The following is a 15,357-nucleotide window of genomic DNA, read 5'->3' on the forward strand; positions in this document are numbered from 1 at the left end:
CATCAAGTTAAGTATAGCAGCAAAGGTTTATACTTCAAATAAGTTTTATTACTTAATAATTGGCATGCGTTTAAATTGTTTTGTTCTGTCGAAGAGGTAACGGAAGGTAGCATGTGTCTTATAAATACGGCCTCCAATCTGCTCCACAAGGTGCATCATTTTAGGGTTAAAATCTCCGATCCAGTTCATTTGCAAATCTACGTAAGGTATAGACGGATTACTTTGCACAACTTTGCCCGCTTCTACAATCATGGCAGCTTCTACGCCTTTACTCTGATGTTCCGGTGTAATTCCGAATACAATACCATACATGGTTTTGCAAGCACCTCTCCACTTATGAAATATAAATTTTAGCTTACCCCACAGGTCCATTTTACCATTTACATACTTAAATAGCATGTTAAGTTCAGGTATAGCTATAAAGAAACCAACAGGCTCATTATTGTAATAGGCGAACCACATAATTCGCTCATCGATAACCGGTTTAAGCGTTTTCATGATGGTGGCCGCCTGTGCTTCTGTCATTGGTTTTACACCTTCATGTTTTGCCCACCCTTTATTATAAACAACTCTGAAATCTTCGGTAAATTTGGCCAGAAATTTTTTATCCATGTGCCGGAAAGAGTAGGCTGGGTCTGCAAGTATACGGTTTGCCTTGTCGTTATACTTCTGCGGAAGCGGATCATCTACCATACGGTGGTATGTATATTGCTTAAAGTATAATCCAAACCCATAATTTTCTAGTAACCGCTGGTAGTATGGGTAGTTATAGTGCATACCGTAATTTGGTGCATAAAAGCCGTCAATAAGCAATCCCCACCACTTATCACGATCACCCAGGTTTATAGGTCCATCCATTGCTTCCATGCCTTGCTCCTGTAACCAGTTTTTGCAGGCATCTAATAGCATATTGGCAGCTTCCTGATCATCAATACAATCAAAGAAACCCATACCACCTGTGGGCTGATCGCCACCTTTTGAGGTTTTAGGATTTATAAATGCAGCAACCCGGCCTATTGATTTGCCTTTGGCATCTTTCAGTATCCAGCGTATAGCTTTCCCATCCCGCAACAGTTTATTCTTCTTAGGGTCAAAAACACCAATTATATCTTTGTCTAAAGGCCGGATATAATTCGGATCTTTTTTATAAAGGTCAATCTGAACCTGCAGAAATTCTTTCTCAAGTTCCGGAGTGGTTACTTCTATGAGTTGCATAAAAGAGGAATTATACTTTTGAGATCAGAAGCCAAAATAAAGGATTATACCTGATATATCATAGGCTTCGGGTATGGTAGGTATAGAAACAAAAAAGCCTTCAGATTTCTCTAAAGGCTTTCCCTTGCTGAGCCCCCAGTCGGAATCGAACCAACGACCTACTGATTACAAGTCAGTTGCTCTACCAGCTGAGCTATGGAGGCTTGTACTTATGTTTGCATTAAAAAGCACATGCAGTACAAACATGTGCTTTTTGAGAAGAGCCCCCAGTCGGAATCGAACCAACGACCTACTGATTACAAGTCAGTTGCTCTACCAGCTGAGCTATGGAGGCTTACTCTGATGTGCCTTAGTGTTCTAAAGCGTTGCAAAGGTATGGGCTATTTTTAATTCTGCAAATACCTGCTGCAACTTTTTTTATAGCTTTTACCTAATGTTTTGAATGTCAGGTATAAAAAATTAGCCTCTGAAAGCCTTTAGCTGACGATTTAGTTGTTCTATACGGTGCTGCGCGTCTGCAATACGTCCTTCATACTCTTCACGCAATTTATCTGCATTTTTAGATCTAGCAAAGAATTCAATGTTAGTCCGTAATGTTTGTATATCGTTTTGCAGTTGCGTTATCTCACGACGGATGTTCTGCTCCTTATGATGTAGTTTTTGTGCTGCATCCGGGCTACTCTTCAGACGTTCTACCTGTAGTTTCACCACCATTTCATTACGCTCCTCAAGGCTCAGGCTAGGTACACGCTCCAGGTAGTTCTCCATCAAAGCGATAAACTTCTCTTCCACTTTCGGAGTACTGCGTTGGTTACTCTGATCAAGAGCCCGCCACTGGTTTAAAAACTGCTGATATTCTTCTAAAGAAGCAGGTGCAGTTGGCTGTGAAAGCTTCTCTGATATTCGGTCTGTAAGTGCCATTTTTTCAGAAGAAAGCTTTTCCTGCTCTGCTGTGCGGCTCTGCTCCTGTACCTGTTTGCGATCGAAGAATTCGTTGCAGGCACTTCTGAATCGCTGCCAGATTTTATCTGAATACTTATCCGGAACACGACCTATCGTTTTCCATTTCTTTTGCAGCTGAATCAGTTTTTCTTTGGTAGCATTCCAGTCAGTGCTGTCTTTCAGGACTTCAGCTTCCTCGCATAGTTCAGTTTTCAGTCGTAGGTTCTGCATTTTCTGTTCATCCAGCCCTTTAAAGAACTGATTCTTATGCTGAAAGAAAGCCTTATAGTTGCCCCAGAAGTTTTTATTTATCTCTTCGGCATACTCTTTTGGCACAAGTCCGGCTGCATCCCACTCTTCTTTTAACTTCTGGATTTCATCTGTTTTATCACGCCACTCATTTATGCGGTCGGTGTTAAAGCCCTGGTAAGTTTGTAAACGTTCCAGTAAGGCACGTTTTTTCTCCAGGTTCTGCATCTCATGTGCTTTGCGATCTTCCTGGTAAGCTTTGCGGCGGGTATGTACTTTCTCCGAAGCTTGTATAAACCGCTCCCAGATCGGATCACGCTGGTCGTTTGGAACAGGCCCAATGTTCTTCCACTCTTCGTGTAGGTGGCGTAATTCTTCCAGTGCTTTATTGATAGACTGCTCGTTCTCCAGTGCCTCGGCGCGTTCTATTAACTGTATTTTCGCGTCCAGGTTACGCTTACGATCGAGCTCTTTCAGCTCATAAAAGATGCTACGGTTGTTGTAGAATATATCGAGAAGCGCATGATAAGAATCCCATAGTTGTTGGGCGGCTCCTGCAGGTACTGGTCCTATACTTTTCCATTCAGCCTGTAGCTTTTTAAGCTCATCGCTGCTGCTTTTAGTTTCTGCCGATTCTACCAACTCACGCAGGCGTGAAAGTAGTTCCTGTTTGCGTTCCAAGTTGCGCTGGCGTTGTTCTTCGGTTTGCTGGCGTTCCTGGTGTCTTGCGTCTCGATAAGCAACCAATAGTTTCTCAAGGTCCTGGTGCTCGGGTGTTGGGTGATATTCAAAATCTTCTTCAGTTCCACCCTCCTGCTTAAAACGCAGCAGCGCTTCAGTTTTCTCACTCTGGAAGCGCTGGTCGTAGTGGCGCTGCAGTTCGTTTATAGTCTTATGATTTTTACGAACATCACCTCTCTTCAGTGTATTGGCAAGCAACGACCGTAATTCTTCTAAAGATGACTGGCTGTAATCAGTATGATCTTCATCGTCTTCCTGCTCCTCATATTCATGTTCTACAAGTGTGGATCCTTGGGGCTTTTCGGTAATAGCAACCTGACTTTGTTCTGAAGCAGTCTCTGATTCAACTTCAGCAGATGCCTGAGTATTTACAGGGGCGGCAGTTGTCTCTGGTTCAGAAGTATCTGCAATAGCATCTGCCATTATTTCTGTGCGTACCTCTGACTCAGCAGCTTCATCCGGAGTTGTGAGGTTAGGCATTACCTCCGGCTGCTCCTCTTTAGGAACCTCAGCCGATTCGGTATGCTGCGCCTGTTTACCGGCATTTATTTCAGCCAGGCGTTTTTCGATGATACTTTGCGGCGATTCAGGCTGTTGCTTCTGTTCATCAGCTGCATTTTGATTCTCAGGTTTGTTAACCTCAGCTCCGGTAGTGTCCAGATCCTTGTTTTCTGTAGTCATGATTACGGCTAAGTTTACAACGTAATAACTTTAGTTCAGGCGAGGGTCTACCGGGTAATTCGATAGTACCTTATACTTGCCTCCCATTTGGCGCAGGATGCTTCGCCAAAGAGTATCTGCCTCTAAATTAAACAATTTATTCACAGCATTGTTATTTACTATCCAAACATTTTTATCAATTTCCTCTTGTAATTGCCCTGGCGTCCAGCCAGAATAACCCAGAAAAAAGCGAATATCAGCAGATGTAACTATACCTGAGCCTATCATGGTGCGGAGCATTTCAAAATCGCCGCCCCAGTATAGGTCCTCGCCCAGTTTAACTGCTTGCGGCAAATTACTAAGCCGGTGTATGTAGTGCAGGGTGTTATACTGAACCGGGCCACCAATGCCCAACGTTACATCAAATGCATCATTATATATATCAACTACATCAGATAGCTTTAGATTAGATAAACGATTTAGCACCAGGCCAAATGTACCTTCATCTTCGCTATGGTTGCAAAGCAATATCACAGAACGCTCGAAGTTCGGATCACCGAGGAAAGGCTCTGATATAAGTATACTTCCACTCTGAGGCTTTATCAACCTTGCTTCATCCATCATTTTGGTTTGCTTTAGGTGTTTAGTATTGTACACTTTTATATCTGTAACCATTACAGATTGTTATTTTTATTACGCAAAGATTGCGTGTGGGTAACAGTTACGCTACCATAAGTAAAGTATAATTCTTATAAACTGCCATCAAAATGTGACGGATTATCCGAAACGAATATAAAATTGTTTAAGGCAGCGGATATTTTTATAATTTTGAACAAACTGACCAAGCCTATGTCTTTGTTACCAAACATTGCTGCTATTCGCAGAAACTACTCCATGCAGTCGCTTACAGAGGCATCTGTTGCCAAAGATCCGATCAGCCAGTTTAAAATTTGGATGGAAGAAGCCATTGCTGCCGAAACAACCGAGCCTACTGCCATGGTGCTTTCTACGGTAAATGAGGTAGGTAGGCCATCTGCACGTGTAGTTTTACTGAAAGAAATTAATGCAGATGGCTTTGTATTCTTTACAAACTATAAAAGTCGTAAGGGGCATGATTTGCAGGAAAATCCGTTTGCAGCCATTACTTTTTTCTGGGCAGAACTGGAAAGACAAGTACGCGTAGAAGGCCGTATCCGGAAAGTTGATGTTGCCGTTTCAGATGCTTATTTCCAGAGCAGGCCAAAAGGAAGCCAGATAGGAGCCTGGGCATCGCCACAAAGCCAGATTATTGAGAATCGTGATGTGCTGGAAAAAGCAGATACTATGTTTACACAAAAATTTGCTGCAGCGGAAACTATACCAAGGCCGGACCATTGGGGTGGTTATATACTCACTCCTGATTTAGTTGAGTTTTGGCAGGGCCGGCCAAACCGTCTTCACGACAGAATTGTTTATGAGATGCAGGACCAGAACTGGCATTTAAAACGACTGGCACCTTAATTAATCTGGTGTTGTCCATTAACTAAAAGCTATACTACCTCACCCAACAAAATGGCAGAGATATTACCCTTAAAAGCCTGGCGCTACAATCACTCCATCGATCACAGAATTGAAGATCTGACATCTCCCCTATTCGATGTTGTATCTGCAAAGCAACGGGAAGCACTTTACCAGAATGCTTATAATAGTATTCATTTATCAGTGCCTCGCGGCGATCAGCCTGCCGAAGCAGCAGCCGAACTGCTACAGCAATGGAAGGAAAAAGGTGTACTTGAGCAGGACCCGTTGCCTGGTATTTATGTTTATTACCAATATTTTAAACTATCGGGTAGCGACAAAGAATATTGCCGCAAAGGTTTTATCTGTCATATAAAGGCGTATGACTGGAACGAGCTCGTTTTGCTTCGTCATGAAAATACTATTCCGAGTGCCGTAAACGATCGTATTGATCTGCTGGCAAAAACGGAGTTAAACAGCAGTGCCACCCATGGCTTGTATACCGATCCTGAATTTATATTGGAGAAGTATATGGATGAAAGTATAAAGTCGCCAATCTACGAAACAGAAGATTACCAGGGGGTGCGCGATGTGCTGGCTATCATACACGACCACGATGTGATACAGCTTTTTATGGATGTGCTCAGCGAGAAGCAGGTGTTACTGGCAGACGGACACCACCGTTACGAAGGTTCGCTGGAATACCGAAAACGTATGATGGCTCAGAACCCAGCACATACCGGCTACGAAGCTTACAACTATCACCTGATGTACCTGACCAATACCGAAGCGGATGATTTACGCATTTTACCTACGCATCGGGTGCTGGAACATATACACATGTCGGATGAAGAGTTCCTGGACCGATTAAGTGAATATTTTATAGTTACTCCAAAAGAAGATCCCTTTGAGTTGAATGAAGTAATTGTTGGAAAGAAGTGGGCTTTTGGTTTATACTTGTCAGGCAATGCTTTTAAAATTCGACTGAAGCCTGAAGTGCATGAATTGATTAACTGGAATTTCCCGGCAGAAGTTAAAGACCTGGACCTGACAGTAATGCATTACTTTATTTTTGAGCGGATACTTGGTGTTTACAGGGAGGAGCAGCGGAACATGCAGGGCCTTAGTTACGAGCGTAACTTTACAGCTTGCATCAGCAAAGTAGATAGTGGTGCGGCACGTCTTGCGCTGATCACAAACGATGTATCGATGGAGCAGGTAAAACGCGTATGCTATAGTGGCGCCATCATGCCTCAGAAATCAACGTTCTTCTATCCAAAGGTTATCTGCGGATTTTTATTTAGCTCGATTAAAGAAGATGAATTTATTACGGCCCCTGCTGCTTGCCTCTAACTCTCCACGACGCAAAGAACTGCTTGCCGGATTAGGTCTTACGTTTGATGTGAAAGTAAAGGAAGTTGAAGAAGATTTCCCGGACCACCTGCTGCGTGAAGATATTGCTACTTATTTGGCCTCTCATAAAGCAGATCAATATGTTGAGGATATACAGAACCACATTCTGATAACAGCTGATACTATTGTTTGCTTAGGCGATAAAGTGCTGAACAAACCTGCTGATTATACTGAAGCTTTTTCTATGCTTCGCTCCCTTTCCGGTACTTGCCACGAGGTAATTACCGGCGTTTGTATTCTTACAAAAGAGAATAAAACGGTGTTCAGCGATACGACCAAAGTATACTTTAAAACCCTCACCGACCAAGAGATCGATTACTACATCACCAACTACAAACCTTTTGATAAAGCTGGCGCTTACGGTATTCAGGAGTGGATAGGTATGATAGGTATAGAACGCATAGAAGGTTCTTATTTTAATGTGGTTGGCTTACCGGTGCAGGAGCTTTACCAACGACTTGTAGAACTTGGCTATCTAATTGTTGATTGATAGTTGCTGATTGTTTATTCTCTTCTATAGTTTATTGAATTCAACGGTTTATACTTATCGCTTCTATTTAGCTACCTTTGCAAAAAATATACTTGCTGAGATTATTTAAAACAATCAGCAATAAACAACCAGCAATTACATGTCTTTTATAAAATTATACTTAGCCCCAGGCAAAGAAAATTCTCTTAAGCGTTTACATCCCTGGGTATTTTCAGGTGCAATTCGCAAAGCAGACGGCGAGCCCGAAGAAGGTGAAATAGTGGAAGTATATTCCAGCAAGCGCGAGTTCTTAGGCATGGGCCATTATGCCCTTGGGTCTATTGCTGTGCGTATCTTTTCTTTTGAGCAGGTTGAGCCGGATTATACTTTCTGGAAAGGCAAAGTGCAGCAGGCTTATGATTACCGCAACCGTCTTGGCCTGATCGATAATCCTGATACAGATGTATACCGACTGATATACGCTGAAGGCGATGGCGTACCGGGGCTTATAGTTGATATGTACAAAGATACGGCTGTAGTGCAGACGCACTCACTGGGTATGTACAATGTGCGTGAGTTTGTTACCAAAGCACTACAGGAAATCTATGGTTCAAAGCTGCGTGCCGTGTATGATAAAAGTGCAGAATCGTTGCCACAAAAGTCGGTTACCAATGCAGTTAATGGTTACCTTTTCGGTGAATCAGAAGGCGGTGTAGTAGTTACGGAGAACGGCAACAAGTTCTTTATTGACTGGGAAAGCGGGCAAAAAACCGGTTTCTTTATTGACCAGCGTGAAAACCGTGATCTGCTGGCTCGCTATGTAAAAGACAAGTCTGTGTTGAACACGTTCTGCTATACTGGTGGCTTTTCCGTTTATGCTTTAAATGCTGGGGCTAAAGAAGTACATTCTGTAGATGTTTCTAAAAAAGCAATTGAGCTGACAATTAAGAACGGAGACATGAGCCAGGCACCAGAACGCCATGAAGCTTATGCTGTAGATACGTTTGAATTCCTGAAAGGCAAGGAAGACCTATATGATGTGATCGTACTGGATCCCCCTGCTTTTGCCAAAAGCCAGAAAGTTCGCCACAATGCCTTGATGGGTTACAAACGCCTGAACGCCGAAGCAATGAAAAAGATAAAGCCGGGCGGTATTCTTTTCACGTTCTCCTGCTCGCAGGTGGTAGATAAATACCTTTTCGACAGCACCGTAATGGCAGCTGCTATTGAAGCTGGCCGTAACATAAAAGTGATGCACCACCTCTCCCAGCCTGCCGATCACCCGATCAGTATTTTTCACCCGGAAGGTGAGTATTTAAAGGGTTTAGTGCTGTTTGTAGAATAACATTTATAGTTACAAAGTTAACTGGAAACATAAAGTAAAAGCCGGAGCAAGTATAAACTGCTCCGGCTTTTACTTTATGTTTCTTTAAATGTCATTTCGAACAAAGTGAGAAATCTATTTGAACTAAAATTTGATTTAGCTCTCTCCTTTCGTCGAGATAACAAAAGTGTTCTGTTACTCCAATACTGATTTTTCCGGTAGCTCAGCTGGTAGATCCATCCTGATGCGCCATTCTTTTGGGTAGTAGTTATTAATGCGGTTACCAATTTGCTTAGCCCAACCTAGCGGGTAGCCATTATACTGCAGCAGTACCCAGTCTGTACCGTTTGTACCTAAGTTGATATCTTCTTTTCTTAAGTATCGGATAGCCTGCTCCAGATTCAAATCAAAAGTACCAAATTCGTTTTTGTTAAGGTGCTGCGATAAGGCGAGCGGCTGGAGGGGTTTAACTTTCTTACCGGCTACTTCTGCTATCTGTGTGCCACCATATATCACGTATAATTTCTGGTATACTTCGTCGGCAGCTTCGAACAGGTTTTCAGGCAAAGTAAAGATCATCTCGTTGTGCTGCACCCACGCAAAGTCTTTGGAAGTTACAAGCCAATCCTGCACCAAAGCCTTTTCTTTTTTGCCTGCTTCTGTTAGTTTATACTTCTTCTTTTTACCGGAAGTATAACGCTCCTCCGGTTCACCGCGCTTACGCATCACGGCCAGAAAAAAGCCTTCGCCCTGCACGGCATGCGGGTAAAAACGGTAGCCTTCTACACCTTTTAATTCAGACCGCACAATCCCCCAACTGGCATCAAGATCAATCTTTATACTTTCAGCATTTTGCTGCGTTGCCAGCCAGGCCATGTTTTCTTCATTCTCGGCTTCGTTCCAGGTACAGGTACTGTAAATCAGAATTCCACCAGGCTTCAATGCTCCCCAAACATCAGTTAAAATACGTTGTTGGCGCCGGGCACAAAGTATAACATTATCTTCCGACCACTCTTCCACTGCCTGCGGATCTTTCCGGAACATTCCTTCTCCGCTGCACGGAGCATCAATTACCATCACATCAAAAAATTCCGGCAATCTACCAAAGTCCCGAGGGTCGTTGCTGGTTACAAGCACATTACCGGAACCCCACTTGGCAATGTTTTCGGCAAGTATAGTGGCGCGGCTTTTTATCACTTCATTGGACACAAGCAAACTGTCTTTAGAGATCAGGCTGGCCAGGTGTGTTGATTTTCCGCCAGGGGCACCACACAAATCCAGTACATGAAGCGATTGAGACAGGTCTGTAGTTTGTTTCAGTGCCTGCTCCAGGAACATTGAGCTGGCCTCCTGCACATAATAAGCTCCGGCATGCAACAGTGGGTCTAAGGTAAAAGAAGGCCGTTCAGAAAAGTAATAACCGGTTTCGGACCAAGGTACCCGGGAAAGATTTACAGCAGAAGTATATTTCTGTTTATTTAACCGGATACTGACTGGCGGCGTTTGCTGCAGTGCCTGCTGAAATTCAGGAAAGTCAGCGCCTAATAGCCGCTGCATGCGTTTTTCAAAAGTTTCCGGGAGTTGTGCCATGCCGTAAAGATACGGCTAAATCAGGGAAGTTGCTTATAAGAACAGTTTCTGTGTTTAACCCACCCCTGCCCCTCCCTAGAGGGGATGTTTCCACTGAACCCAATTCCCCTCCTGGGAGGGTTAGGGGTGGGTATAGGTATACTATAGTTCCTGCTTCAGCCGAATATATTCTTCAACTATAGGTATGTCGGCGGGGCACCAGGTATAATCTAGCAGTGCATCTATACTTACCCAACTATAAGCCATATGCTCGGCAAGTATAATTTCTCCGGATTGTAGCGCGCAGGTATACGGTATCAGTTCTATAGTTTTAAAGCCATAGGTATGAGTTACCGGCGTCAGGCGTTGTTGCGGAAGTATAAGCAGGTTCAGCTCTTCCTGTATCTCCCGTACCAAAGCACCGGTTTCTGACTCACCGGCATCTATTTTACCTCCCGGAAACTCCCACAACAGTGGCTGAGCCATCTGACTGCTGCGCTGTGTTATCAGCACTTTGTTGTCTTGTTCTATGATGGCGCAAACAACCTGTAACATGAGAGTTTCCGGAGATAATAATCTATTTACGGCGAGGGAATACGCCACTGATAGTTATACCAAAGGAATTAGCCGAGTAGATAGTGTTTTCTTTGTCTGTATAGTTCATGATGGTATAAGAAATACCAATTCCGCTATAGGCAACTTCGAAAATAGCGCCGGTGCTTGCATCAAACGTAGCGTTCTCGCCCAATCCATCTGTATTTAATTTCACAGCCTGATGCTTTACTATACCTGCTCCTAATCTCAGTTTCTCCATAGCCATCCAGTTTGCAGTAAATTGAAGTGGCACACGCGTTAAACGGATATGGGCATTGTCGGCTGCGGTAGTTACATACTTATAGCCAACAGTAGCCCGTAAACGCAGTTGCTCCAGTTTCCTGAACTGAAACTCGGCCCCTACTGCTACTGATACGCCCTGCCCAGCGTTAATAGACTGATCATCACCATTGGTAAAAATTACTTTGCCTACCTCATCGCCGCCAAACTCAAAAGCACCGCCTATTAGTAAGCGTACAGGCTTATAGTTTGAATAATCTTCTACAGTAGGTGGTGCAACCAGCGTAGAATCGGAAACCTGAGCATTGGACTGGTAATAGCTACCAAGTCCTAAAAGACCAAGAAGTAAAAATTTTTTCATATAAAGATTGTAAGTTGTAGCTAAAAAGTACCGTAAAATTAGAGAATATTTTAATTCCAGATATATAGTAAATAAGAAATATAAAGTAGTTATAACAATGGATACAGGTAAAAAATAAAAGCACCTACCGAGTATGTAGATGCTTTAAATTTTAAGATCCTGCTGTTTTTGTTGGCTGGTCGGCTTTTAGTTAGAAGCAATTATAATATACAATTTTGAACGTATATTTTTAGTTTTTGACAGCTTAGTTCAGCTTACTGTCAATGGGCTCCCATAGTTCAATCTTGTTACCTTCAGTGTCCATAATATGGATAAATTTTCCATAGTCGAAGGTCGAAATACTGTCAAGTATAGTTACTCCGTTTTCTTTGAGTTTCTCTACAAGGCCTTCAATATTCTGAACACGGTAGTTAATCATGAATTCCTTTTTTGAAGGCGCAAAATATTCACTTCCTTTTTTGAAAGGACTCCATTGTAGATAATTTATCTCGTCAGGACTGTCAGTGTTGCGTGATTCAAAAGTTGCTCCCCATTCATTTACCTCAAGACCTAAATTTTGGGCATACCATTCTTTTGTTTCCTGCGGATTGTCAGAGAAAAAGAAAATCCCTCCAATTCCGGTTACCTTAGGGGTTGTGTCGTTAGTTGAAGCTGTGCCTTGGTTCTGATTTATCTTCTCTTCCATTTTTATATGTCGGGTTACAAATTATAAGAACTGGTAAAATTGAAGTGTCCTAAAAGTAATAATCAATTCGACTTTCTATTTTTTAGGTTGTGTTATCTTTAAGCAGATGAATAACGGCTTGTGTAAAAGGCGAACGAGGCGTAGCCGAAGTATGACTTGTATACCTTGTTGGCATGTGCCTTTTTATTACTTCTGTTCCATGTATAGATTCCAAAGCTCTTGCATAGGCACAGCTCTTCTACTTACCTTATTCAAATCCTTACCTTCTGCTGTCCAGAGAAAAGGGAAACAATGGATGCCTTTCTTACCATCAACTTTTTTTACTTCTTCTCTCCAGTTTTCCCACCTGAGCCCTTTATAAAATTCGTTGATGTCACCTGCAAAACAAAAAGATAAAAAATCAGAGTAACCTATTCCTAATGACTCCCACTCCAGATTGTCAGGCGAAAAGTAGAATACCTTACCTATCTCTTCCTGCCTGAATGCTCCCGCGTTGATGGCGAAGAAACCACCAAGCACATCATCAGCTATCAAAAGAAAAGAGGGCTGTTCTCTATCATTTGTAAAAGACTTCCCCCTGTTCCACTCCATGATGCTCCTGTCAAGCTTCTCAGAACCTGAGCCTAAGATGCGTATCCAACCATCATCAACCAGTATTCCGCCAGATTCATAAACGATTGCTCCCATCGGTGAGCGGGTAGTAACCTGCAACTGTAACAGAGCGTTCTCCGCCTTCTGCTGTTGTTTAGGCAGAACTTCTACTTTGTTACTCGCTTCTTTTAACCAGTCCTGCACTAAAGCCCATCCTGAGTCTTCTTTGTCTAGAAGTTCTGATAAAGGGCGAGAACTACCGCTCTGTGCATTAGCCATAGTTAAAGAAGATAAAAGCAGAAATGTGGATACAACTATCTTTTTCAATTTATGATTTAGGTTAATGCCAACTAGTAGATAAACGAAAACATACGCTTATCTGTACTATAGACGTAATAGAATACCTTACTTCAGCTTATCTTTCAGAATTTCAAACTCGACTCCTGGCGAGATGCGCTCATAAAGTATAAGGTACACAGCATTAGTGATCGGCATATCTACGTTAAGCTTTTTGTTAAGCTCGTAAATGCTTTTCACGGCATAGTAACCTTCAGCTACCATGTTCATTTCTACCTGTGCCGATTTTACAGAATAGCCACGGCCGATCATGTTACCAAAGGTGCGGTTCCTGCTGAATTGTGAGTATGCAGTTACCAATAAGTCGCCTAAGTATGCGGAGCCGCTTAATGATCGGTGCTGAGGCATCATGGTATCCAGGAAACGCTCGATCTCAAACATGGCATTTGATACAAGCACCGCCTGGAAATTATCGCCATAGTTAAGGCCACGCGCAATACCACAGGCCAGTGCAATAATGTTTTTCATTACAGCGCAATACTCAATACCATCCAGGTCATCCAGCGGGTTGGCTTTTACATAGCGGTTTCGGAGCAGCTCACAGAAATGCTCAGCAGTTTTTATATCATGCGAGCCGATGGTAAGGTATGATTGTTTTTCCAGGGCAACTTCTTCGGCGTGGCACGGGCCGGCAATTACCAACTGGTGGCTGTTCGGAACATTAAAATGCTGTTCTACATAATCTGTAATAAGAATGTTTTCATCCGGAATCATCCCTTTTATAGCAGAAACAACCACTTTGTTCTGTAAAGCATCTTCCGGAAGATCGGCAATTGCTTCCTCTACAAAAGCTGCCGGAACAGCAAGTATAACCCAGTCTGCTGCGGCCACTACAGCCTGTATGTCTGCATTTGGCTTTACATAATTAAGATCGAAAGATACCCCGCTTAAGTAGCGCGGGTTATGCTTATAGTTGATCAGGTGCTGCACATCGTTTTTATTGCGCATCCACCAATGTACCTGTGATTTATTTTCAGATAAGATCTTGACAAGGGCCGTTGCCCAACTGCCTCCACCTATAACGGCTATTTTTTCCAATGTTATGCTATTAGTACCTTATTCTTCTTCGCCTTCCTCTTTATCAGCCTCTGTTTTGCTGATCTCTTTTGGGTCTTTTACAATTACTTTGCTCTTATCTTTCAGTGTTTTAGATACTGCTCTGAAAGGACCTGAAACCACTTTCTGACCTGGCTTCACGCCACTGATGATCTCTATATTATCAAAGTCGCTGATGCCGGTTTTAACTTTCTGCGCTTTTACAGTATTGGTAGCCGCATCGTAAACAAATACGATCTCGTCTACTTTTACAGCAGCGCGCTTCTCTGCTTCCTCGTCATTTTGCTGGGCAGGGCCGGCTTCATTTACCTTATTTTTCTTCTCTTCTTCGGCCCGTGTTGTTACTGCCGACAAAGGCACAGAAAGAGTGTTGCTTTTACGTTCGGTGATGATATCTACTGATGCGGTCATACCCGGTCTGAAAGGGCGGGCACTTTTAGATGATAAGTGTCTATAAGACTCATTCAGCAAGCGGATACGAACTTCAAATTCAGTTACAGCTTCCAGGGTAGTGGCATCTTTGGCTGTATTTGCAATGGCTGTAACTATACCTTTAAACTTCTCATCGCGGGTGGTATAAGAGTCCACTTCAACTATAACCGAATCGCCAAGCGCTACACGTATAATGTCATTCTCATTCACATTTACGCGTACTTCCATGTTGTTCAGGTTAGCGATGCGCATAATTTCCGTACCGGCCATCTGCGATGTACCTACCACACGCTCACCGCGCTCTACATTCAGTTTAGATACTGTTCCGCTTACAGGGGCATAAATGGTCGTTTTGCTCAGGTTTTCACGGGCTTCTTTAAGCGATGCCTGCGCATTCTGCACACCAAATTCAGCTGCGCGTATACTTTGCTTCAGCGATTCTATTTCCTGCTTACCGGAGTTATAAGCGGCTCTGCTTTGCTCAAATTCTGCATCAGAGATTACTTTCTGGTCAAACAGTTTTTTGTTGCGCTCATACGCCTGCGCTACCTGTACCTGGTTAGCCTGCGCCTGTGCCAAACGTGCTCTTGCCTGAGATAACTGAGCTCTGGAAGAATTAACGGTAGCCTGTTGCGCATCTACAAACGACTGGTAATTATCAGGGCGGATACGGAGCAGCAACTGGCCTTTTACCACCGAGTCGCCTTCTTCCACGTTCAGCTCTATAATCTCTCCCGACACATCCGGGCTGATCTTAACTTCTGTTTCTGGCTGTATTTTACCGGAAGCACTTACTTTTTCAACTATCTCTGTCTTTTTAGCATCCGACAGTACTACTTCCACTCCTTCTTCCTTACCTATCCAGCCGGCTTTTTTAGCTACAACTATAAGTACAATTGCTATTACTAATACTGTAATTAAAATGGGAATGAGACGTTTCGATCTTTTAGCTGCCATGATTG

Annotated in this window: 14 protein-coding genes and 2 tRNA genes; 4 read left to right on the forward strand and 12 right to left on the reverse strand. The window is 43.0% G+C overall.

Translation table 11 applies throughout. The features are described from left to right. Nucleotides 1-48: 48 nt before the first annotated feature. The 5 genes from MJ612_RS04885 to MJ612_RS04905 all read right to left on the reverse strand — a co-directional run bounded on the left by MJ612_RS04885 (nt 49) and on the right by MJ612_RS04905 (nt 4,431). Nucleotides 49-1,215: a hypothetical protein gene (locus tag MJ612_RS04885; RefSeq protein ID WP_187029979.1), complete on the reverse strand. Its 1,167-nt coding sequence runs from the start codon at nt 1,213-1,215 to the stop codon at nt 49-51. Between the two features lie 130 nt (nt 1,216-1,345). Continuing rightward, nucleotides 1,346-1,418, reverse strand: a tRNA-Thr gene (locus MJ612_RS04890). 58 nt (nt 1,419-1,476) lie between these two features. Then, nucleotides 1,477-1,549 (reverse strand) — tRNA-Thr (locus MJ612_RS04895). A gap of 125 nt (nt 1,550-1,674) precedes the next feature. Then, nucleotides 1,675-3,828 carry a DUF349 domain-containing protein gene (locus MJ612_RS04900; protein WP_187029981.1) on the reverse strand — a complete coding sequence of 718 codons (2,154 nt, stop codon included), beginning with the start codon at nt 3,826-3,828 and terminating at the stop codon, nt 1,675-1,677. Nucleotides 3,829-3,858: 30 nt separating this feature from the next. Continuing rightward, nucleotides 3,859-4,431 carry a YqgE/AlgH family protein gene (locus MJ612_RS04905; RefSeq protein WP_317233038.1) on the reverse strand — a complete coding sequence of 191 codons (573 nt, stop codon included), beginning with the start codon at nt 4,429-4,431 and terminating at the stop codon, nt 3,859-3,861. Between the two features lie 225 nt (nt 4,432-4,656). Between MJ612_RS04905 and pdxH the strand changes: the two genes are divergently transcribed. From pdxH to MJ612_RS04925, 4 genes are all read left to right on the forward strand, one after another. After that, the gene (pdxH, locus tag MJ612_RS04910) at nt 4,657-5,307 is read left to right on the forward strand and encodes a pyridoxamine 5'-phosphate oxidase (RefSeq protein WP_187029983.1); all 651 of its coding nucleotides are present in this window, start codon (nt 4,657-4,659) and stop codon (nt 5,305-5,307) included. 51 nt (nt 5,308-5,358) lie between these two features. After that, on the forward strand, nt 5,359-6,657 hold the full coding sequence (locus MJ612_RS04915) for a DUF1015 domain-containing protein (RefSeq protein ID WP_187029985.1): 1,299 nt from the start codon (nt 5,359-5,361) through the stop codon (nt 6,655-6,657). Then, complete coding sequence (locus MJ612_RS04920) at nt 6,623-7,207, forward strand: Maf family nucleotide pyrophosphatase (protein ID WP_187029987.1); 585 nt, start codon at nt 6,623-6,625, stop codon at nt 7,205-7,207. Before MJ612_RS04915 ends, MJ612_RS04920 begins: the two co-directional genes overlap by 35 nt. 139 nt (nt 7,208-7,346) lie before the next feature. Next, nucleotides 7,347-8,531, forward strand: a complete 1,185-nt coding sequence (locus tag MJ612_RS04925) for a class I SAM-dependent rRNA methyltransferase (protein ID WP_187029989.1) — start codon at nt 7,347-7,349, stop codon at nt 8,529-8,531. 174 nt (nt 8,532-8,705) lie between these two features. Here the strand turns inward: MJ612_RS04925 and MJ612_RS04930 are convergent, their stop codons facing one another. The 7 genes from MJ612_RS04930 to MJ612_RS04960 form a co-directional block, all read right to left on the reverse strand. Then, on the reverse strand, nt 8,706-10,100 hold the full coding sequence (locus MJ612_RS04930) for a methyltransferase RsmF C-terminal domain-like protein (protein ID WP_187029991.1): 1,395 nt from the start codon (nt 10,098-10,100) through the stop codon (nt 8,706-8,708). A 141-nt stretch (nt 10,101-10,241) separates the two neighbouring features. After that, nucleotides 10,242-10,634, reverse strand: a complete 393-nt coding sequence (locus MJ612_RS04935; RefSeq protein WP_187029993.1) for a (deoxy)nucleoside triphosphate pyrophosphohydrolase — start codon at nt 10,632-10,634, stop codon at nt 10,242-10,244. Between the two features lie 22 nt (nt 10,635-10,656). Continuing rightward, nucleotides 10,657-11,274 (reverse strand): hypothetical protein, encoded by a 618-nt coding sequence (locus MJ612_RS04940; RefSeq protein ID WP_250419057.1) that lies wholly within the window; start codon nt 11,272-11,274, stop codon nt 10,657-10,659. Between the two features lie 244 nt (nt 11,275-11,518). Beyond that, on the reverse strand, nt 11,519-11,959 hold the full coding sequence (locus tag MJ612_RS04945; RefSeq protein WP_187029995.1) for a VOC family protein: 441 nt from the start codon (nt 11,957-11,959) through the stop codon (nt 11,519-11,521). 186 nt (nt 11,960-12,145) lie between these two features. Next, the gene (locus MJ612_RS04950) at nt 12,146-12,829 is read right to left on the reverse strand and encodes a DUF2625 domain-containing protein (RefSeq protein ID WP_187029997.1); all 684 of its coding nucleotides are present in this window, start codon (nt 12,827-12,829) and stop codon (nt 12,146-12,148) included. Nucleotides 12,830-12,955: 126 nt separating this feature from the next. Further along, the gene (locus tag MJ612_RS04955) at nt 12,956-13,945 is read right to left on the reverse strand and encodes an NAD(P)H-dependent glycerol-3-phosphate dehydrogenase (RefSeq protein WP_187029999.1); all 990 of its coding nucleotides are present in this window, start codon (nt 13,943-13,945) and stop codon (nt 12,956-12,958) included. 18 nt (nt 13,946-13,963) lie between these two features. Continuing rightward, nucleotides 13,964-15,352, reverse strand: a complete 1,389-nt coding sequence (locus MJ612_RS04960) for an efflux RND transporter periplasmic adaptor subunit (RefSeq protein ID WP_187030001.1) — start codon at nt 15,350-15,352, stop codon at nt 13,964-13,966. Nucleotides 15,353-15,357 lie beyond the last annotated feature (5 nt).

Source organism: Pontibacter deserti (assembly GCF_023630255.1).
In the GTDB taxonomy this organism is placed as follows: domain Bacteria; phylum Bacteroidota; class Bacteroidia; order Cytophagales; family Hymenobacteraceae; genus Pontibacter; species Pontibacter deserti.